This window comes from Sandarakinorhabdus rubra (genome assembly GCF_010994245.1).
GTDB lineage: Bacteria > Pseudomonadota > Alphaproteobacteria > Sphingomonadales > Sphingomonadaceae > Sandarakinorhabdus > Sandarakinorhabdus rubra.
This window is the reverse complement of the sequence record NZ_WMHO01000170.1, coordinates 1-5749: the sequence shown is the minus strand read 5'-3', so window position 1 is coordinate 5749 and position 5749 is coordinate 1. Positions and strand designations below refer to the sequence as shown.

At 66.3% G+C, this 5749-nt stretch carries 4 protein-coding genes; 3 read left to right on the top strand and 1 reads right to left on the bottom strand.

The features are described from left to right. Positions 1 to 454 (bottom strand): FAD-binding protein (locus GJV64_RS10640; protein WP_205599596.1); only part of this gene is annotated, 454 nt, incomplete at its 3' end. Between the two features lie 196 nt (positions 455 to 650). Here GJV64_RS10640 and GJV64_RS10635 point away from each other — a divergent pair. From GJV64_RS10635 to GJV64_RS10625, 3 genes are all read left to right on the top strand, one after another. Further along, a complete protein-coding gene (locus tag GJV64_RS10635; protein WP_164157209.1) occupies positions 651 to 1115 on the top strand; it encodes a hypothetical protein in 465 nt (154 codons plus the stop codon). A gap of 252 nt (positions 1116 to 1367) precedes the next feature. After that, positions 1368 to 4313: a TonB-dependent receptor gene (locus GJV64_RS10630; RefSeq protein ID WP_205599595.1), complete on the top strand. Its 2946-nt coding sequence runs from the start codon at positions 1368 to 1370 to the stop codon at positions 4311 to 4313. 138 nt (positions 4314 to 4451) lie between these two features. After that, positions 4452 to 5749: DEAD/DEAH box helicase (locus GJV64_RS10625; protein WP_164157208.1), on the top strand; the 1298-nt coding region annotated here is incomplete at its 3' end.

Here is a 5749-nt window from a genome sequence, read left to right as displayed (position 1 = left end):
TGGTGCTGGCCGATTTCCCCTTGGCGCCCAGCGACAGCGGAAAGGACAGGCCCGCTGCCGCGGCCGCCGCGTGGACATCGGCCAGCACCACCCCGGCTTCGGCCACCAGCAGCCGGCCCGGCACATCAAGCGCCCGGATGCGGTTCATGCGCGAAAGATTGACCAGCACGGCCGAACCATCGGCCGGCGGCACCCCGCCGCCCACCAGCCCGGTGTTGCCGCCCTGCGGCACCAGCGCCACCCGGTGCGCCGCGGCCACGGCGACGATGCGGGCCAGCGCGGCGGTGTCGCGCGGCAGCAGCATCAGCGGCGTGGCGCCGGTGAAGCGGCCGCGCCAATCGGTGAGGCGCGGCGTGATCAGCTGGGGATCGCACGTCCAATCGCTGCCGGCCGCAGCCTTGAGCGCGGCCAGCGCGGCGGCATCGGGAGGTGGCGGCAGGCCGGGCAAATCCATGGCGCGTCCTCTAGCGCGATTCGCGCTCGGCATGAACCGCAGCGGCGCCGCAGCCGCTTCATTCAGCATCGGTTCAAGGGCTGGCCGCCAGCAAAACCGGTTCATGGCTGCGGGGGCGGCCTGCCGATGGGGCTTCTGGTGCGGCGTGTGCCGCATCTGGCGGGAAAGGTGCGGCTGTTCGGTGAAGGCAGGGCTGTTGGCAATTTCACTGGCGATGCTGGCCCTGGCGGGTTCGGCAGCGCAGGAAGCGCCTGCCCCCAGGCCGGCCGCCAAGCCTGTGCCACCGCCGGATTTCGACGGCCAGGCGTGGCGGCGAATGCCGGTGCGGCCAGGCGGCCCGCCGGTGCGCACCCCGGGGGCCACGGCCGCCAGCCGCCGCGCCGCCCGCCAGTGCATCCCCATCAACACCATGCGCGCTGCCCAGTTGCTGGGCGAACGCAGCATCGAGGTGACGCTGAAGGGCGGGCAACGCTGGCGCATGCTGCTGGCCGAGGATTGCCCGGCCCTGTCCTTCTACCAGGGCTTTTACTATCAACCCACCCGCGCCGGCGAGCTATGCGCCGGCCGCGATGCGGTGGGCGCCCGTTCGGGCGGGGAATGCGGCATCACCGCCATCGTGCCGGTGCCGCCCGAGCGCAAGCCGGGCGCGCGGCGGCGCTGACATCGTCGCGCCGAATCCCCAGCCCGGCAAGCACTTGGCCGCGCCACTTGTTGCAGTTGGGCCACAGCGGCAGACGCTCTCGCGCCGCCACAGGCCATGCGTATTGACCGCACTGGACAAAGGCCGGGCGGCCTGTCCAAACTGATTGTTGCAGATTGACGGCGCTCGGCGTCGTCATGGCAACGCTCGGGACCCGGCCGCAAGAGCCGATCAAAGATGGGTTCCGCCTGGGAGTTTTTGGGGAGGAAACCAATGAAGATCACGTCTGGATTCCGTGCCGGCTTGGTGGCCAGCGCGTCGCTGATCGGCCTCTTGGCCGCGCCCGCCTTCGCGCAAGCCGCCGCGCAGGCCGAAGACACGGGGATCGAGGAGATCGTCGTCACCGCGCAGCGCACCGCGCAGAGCCTGCAGGACGTGCCAATTGCGGTCACCGCCTTTGATGCCCAGGCCCTGCAGCGCCAGCAGATCAACAACCCGCTCGACATCCAGCTGACCCTGCCCAACATCACCTTCACCAAGACCAACTTCACCGGCGCCAGCTTCACCATCCGCGGCATCGGCGATCTGTGCGTGGGCTTTGCCTGCGATGCCGCCACCGCCATCCACAGCGAAGGCATGCCGCTGTTCGGCACCCGCCTGTTCGAAGCCGAGTTCTTCGACGTGGAGCGCGTGGAAGTGCTGCGCGGCCCGCAGGGCACGCTGTTCGGCCGCAACGCCACCGGCGGTGTCGTTAACTTCATCAACGCCAAGCCACGCACCGACGCCATCCACGCCGCCGGCGAAGTGGAATATGGCAATTTCAACTCACTGCGGCTGAAGGGCATGTTCAACCTGCCCATCACCGACACGCTGGCCGTGCGTGTGGCCGGCACCTATCTGAAGCGCGACGGCTTCACGGAGAATCTGTTCCAGAACACCCGCATCGACGGCCGTGACCTCTTCGCCTTGCGCGGCAGCATCCGCTGGCAGCCCAGCGAGGACACTACGGTCGATGCCATGGCCTATTATTTCAAGGAGGACAGCAACCGCAGCCGCGTCCAGAAGCAGCTGTGCCAGCGCGACCCGACCGGGGTGCTGGGCTGCCTGCCGGCACGGCGCGACAACGACAAGATCAACGCCAATTCCACCTTCACCGGCACGCTGCTGAGCCGGGAGTTCCTCGGCACTGTGCTGGGAGCCTCCGCAGCCGGTCTGGGGCTGGGCAGCGTCTATGGGACCGATGCCTATACATGGTCCGGCAACGAAACCCCAGCGAGCGTGCGCCAGGTGCGGACCAACTTCAACCCGACCTATTTCGCCGAGGAAGAGCAGTACATGCTGCGCGTGCAGCATGACTTTGGCCCGATCAAGGCCCAGCTGACCGGCATGTACCAGCGCAACGCGATCGACAGCCAGAATGACTATAACCTGTCGGTGGCCAACCCGGCGGTTGCTGCCGCCGGCCTGGCCACCCTTGGGTTCATTGCCGGCCTGCCGCCCAGCATGGGCGGCGTGCCCGGCTTTGCCAACATTGTCAGTGCGCTGAGCAGCGGCAACCAGTTCTGCACCTCGCAGGCCGAGCCGAGCATGACTGGCGCCTATGGCGGCAACCGCATCTGCGCGTCGACCCCTCTCCAGTTCGACCGGTCGCAGGGCAGCTCGAACACCAAGACGCTCGAAGCCATCATCACGTCTGAATTTGACGGGAGGTTCAACTTCATCCTCGGCGGCATCTATGTCGACGGAAAGACCCGCCAGGGCGACTATTATGTCAACAGCTGGACGATCGACTATCTCGCCGGCGTTCTCGGCGGCGGGGCTGGCTATGCCGGCCCGCCGATGTTCCGCAACGCCAACGACCTGTACCGGCTGCGGTCCTACGGCATCTTCGGCGAAGCCTATTTCAACTTCACCGACACGCTGAAGCTGACGGCCGGCCTGCGCTACAACAACGACGACAAGTTCGTACGGGCGCGCTCGACACTCGTTACCTCGGGCGGGTTCGGGATCATCCCGTTCAACTTCCGCGGCGATGTCTTCAATTCGCCGGGCGCTGCCACCTACGATGCCGACGGCCTGGCGCCCGGGCGGCAACTGTTCTCCGAGAAGTCGGCGAAGTTCTCCGAATTCACCGGCCGCGTCGTCCTCGACTGGCAGGTGACGGACGACAATCTGCTCTATGCCTCCTACTCGCGCGGCTACAAGTCGGGCGGCATCAACCCGCCGCTGCAGATCATCATTCCGGGCGTGGGTGACACCTTCAATCCGGAGTTCATCGACGCCTTCGAAGTCGGCTCGAAGAACAGCTTCCTGGATGGCACGTTGCGCGCCAACCTCACCGCCTTCTATTACAAGTACAAGGGCCTGCAGCTCAGCCGCATCATCGCCCGCACCTCGGTGAACGACAATATCGATGCCAATGTTTACGGGATCGAGGGCGAATTCGTACTGCAGCCCACCCGGCGCCTGCTGGTCAACCTCAGTGCCTCGTACCTGAAGACCGAGGTGACCAACTCGCAGCCGCTGGTGAACCTGCGCGATCCGTCTGGCGGCCGCAGCGATGCCGTGCTGGTGAAGGACCTGGCGAACGCCTACACCTGCGCGGTCGTCAACAACGGCGCCGGCGGCCAGGCCGCCACCCGCGCCTTCGTCAACGGCGTCAATGCAGGCCTCAATGCCGGTGCCTTTGCGCCCTTCGGCGTGCCGGGCGGTGGCAACCTGCAGGGGGTGACGGACTTCCCGTCAGACAGCGGCCTGGCGCCGGGGATTGGCGGTGCCTTCTCGCTCTGCGACATCGTCGGGGCAGCGGCGGCCGGTACGCAGTTCGCGATGCTGGCTGACGGCGTGCCGACCAGCATCATCGGCAACCAGCTGCCGCAGGCGCCGCAGTACAAGTTCTCGGCCGGTATCCAGTATACCTTCCCGGTGGGCGAGAACATGAGCTTCGTGCCGCGGGTCGACATGGCCCACACCGGCGAAAGCTTTGGCAACATCTTCAACGGTGCGGTCAACCGGGTGCCGAGCTACACGGTGATCAACGCCCAGGCGCAGTTCAACGGACCGGATGACAAGTGGTATATCCGCGCCTTCGTGCAGAACCTGACCGACAACAACGCGATCACCGGTCTCTATCTCACCGACCAGTCGTCGGGCCTGTTCACCAACATCTTCACGCTGGAACCCCGGCGTTATGGTGTGGCAGCCGGTTTCCGCTTCTGATCAAGGCCTGAAGCGCAACAGCAGGGGGCGGCCAGCAATGGCCGCCCCTTCGCGTTTGGGCGCTTTTCATTGACTTTTGACGCTCCGGCGGCCAAGGCCCCGAGCAGGCCGGATCGCGGCTGCAATCACAGGAACCCGATGAGCTTTTCCGACCTGGGCCTTTCCGATGCCCTGCTGCGCGCCGTTGCAGACAGCGGCTATGACACGCCCACGCCGATCCAGCGCCAGGCCGTCCCTTCGGTGCTGATGGGCAAGGACATCATCGCCATCGCCCAGACCGGCACGGGGAAGACCGCCAGCTTCGTGCTGCCGATGATCGACATCCTGGCCGAGGGCCGCTCCCGCGCCCTGATGCCGCGCAGCCTGATCCTGGAGCCGACCCGCGAGCTGGCCCAGCAGGTCGCCGAGAATTTCGAGAAATACGGCAAATATCACAAGCTTTCGATGGCGCTGCTGATCGGCGGCGTGTCGATGGGCGATCAGCTCAGTGCGCTGGAAAAGGGCGTTGACGTGCTGATCGCCACGCCGGGCCGGCTGATGGACCTGTTCGCGCGCGGCAAGATATTGCTGTCGGGTTGCGCCATGCTGGTGATCGACGAGGCCGACCGCATGCTCGACATGGGCTTCATCCCCGATATCGAGCAGATCTGTTCCAAGCTGCCCAAGGCCCGCCAGACCCTGCTGTTCTCGGCCACCATGCCGCCGCCGATCAAGAAGCTGGCGGACCAGTTCATGGATTCGCCGAAGAGCATCGAGGTGGCACGTGCCGCCAGCACCAACACCAACATCACCCAGTGGGTGGTGGAGACGACATCGCGCGACAAGCGTGACCTCATCCGCACCATCCTCAAGGCAGAGGACGTGAAGACCGCGATCATCTTCTGCAACAAGAAGACGATGGTGCGCGATCTGACCGAGCAACTGAAGCGCGCCCGGTTGCCGGTGGGCCAGATCCACGGCGACATGGAACAGGCCGACCGCATCCGCGAGTTGGACCGCTTCAAGCAGGGCGACATCACCATCCTGGTGGCCAGCGACGTGGCTGCCCGCGGCCTCGACATCCCCGGCGTGTCGCATGTCGTCAATTATGACATGCCGTGGCACCCGGATGATTATGTGCACCGCATCGGCCGCACCGGTCGGGCCGGGCGAACCGGCACGGCGATTTCCTTCGCGACGCCAGAAGATGCCGAGAATCTGGCGAACATCGAAAAACTGACTCGCCAGAAGATCCCGCGCTGGCAGGGCCAATCGGCTGTTGCGCCGGCTGCTGCACCGGTTGCTGAACCGGCTACGCCCGCCGAGCCAGCCCCGAAAGCCCGGCAGCCTGACACCCGCCCCAAGAACGACGACCGTCCGGAACGGAGCGATCGGCGCCGTCGCAGCCGCGATGCCGCCCCGGCCCAGCCGGCCCGCGCAGCCGAATCGCGCCCAGC